Genomic DNA, 1,113 nt, shown 5'->3' with positions numbered 1-1,113 from the left:
AATACTGGTAAAGCCTTTTTCGTGCAGTTCGTTGTAAGGCACTTCAGAAAGCCTAATGTAGTCCCAAACTTCTTTAGAGCTCCAATTCGCAAGCGGGTTGAATTTGATTAACTTACGCTCGTCGCTTGAGTTGCCATGATCAATCTCAATAACAGCAACTTCAGAGCGAGTGCTTGGGCTTTGATCTTTACGTTGGCCGGAAACCCACGCATTCAAGGTACCAAGCTTTCTTTTCAAAGGCTCTACTTTACGAATGCCACAGCATTCTTTATGCCCGTCTTCAAAAAAACTGAATAGCCCTTTTTGCTTAACAAAAGCCTCTAGTCGCTCAGCATTGGGGGTCATTAATTCAATGTCGATGTTATAGTGTTGGCGAACCTTTTCAATAAAGCGGTAAGTTTCTGGATGTAATCGGCCTGTATCTAGCGAGAAAACCTGAAGGTCGTCAGTTAGTCGATGAGAAAGCTCAATCAAGGCAACATCTTCTGCGCCGCTGAAAGAAATTGCAATGTTATCGAAGGTGTTCACCGCAAATTTTAGAATTTCGCGAGGTGATTTACTTGAAAGCTCATCATTTAGCTGCTGAACGGCTTCATCGGTAATTGTGGCGGGGTCGTTAAAGTCAATCGACATTATTTGGTCTCTGTATATGCTTTGTTTTAATACTAATGTGGTATTAGCAATATGAGCTCGATTCTAACGAAGATTTTACATTATGCAAGGCGCTAGCTTTTAGTTAGAATAGCGCTTCGAATTTTCACTATCGAAAGATATTAACCTTTATTATAAAGACGGAGTGCGTCGTGGAATTAGTTTGTCTTGATTTAGAAGGGGTATTGATCCCTGAAATATGGATAGCATTTGCTGAAAAGACCGGAATAGAAGAGCTTAAGGCGACCACTCGTGATATACCAGATTATGACGTATTGATGACTCAGCGCCTTCGTATCCTTGAAGAAAACGGTTATGGTCTTAATGAGATTCAAGCTGTTATCGCTGAACTCGATCCGCTTCCAGGTGCTAAAGAGTTTATTGACTGGTTGTCTACTCGCTTTCAGGTAATTATTCTTTCTGATACGTTTTATGAGTTTGCAATGCCGCTAATGGCAAAGC

General features: G+C 41.1%; 2 protein-coding genes. One reads left to right on the top strand and one right to left on the bottom strand.

Annotation, left to right across the window (positions count from 1 at the left end):
* Positions 1-633, bottom strand: a 633-nt coding sequence (locus A3763_RS24210; RefSeq protein ID WP_068760662.1) for a phosphoadenylyl-sulfate reductase, incomplete at its 3' end; no start/stop codon positions are given.
* A 170-nt stretch (positions 634-803) separates the two neighbouring features.
* On the opposite strand from A3763_RS24210, the gene thrH reads away from it, so the two are divergent.
* A partial coding sequence (gene thrH, locus A3763_RS24205) for a bifunctional phosphoserine phosphatase/homoserine phosphotransferase ThrH (protein ID WP_082880588.1) occupies positions 804-1,113 on the top strand: 310 nt, incomplete at its 3' end.

This window comes from Oleiphilus sp. HI0128 (genome assembly GCF_001635365.1).
The sequence above is the reverse complement of the archived record's forward strand: the minus strand, read 5'-3'. Positions and strand labels throughout refer to the sequence as shown.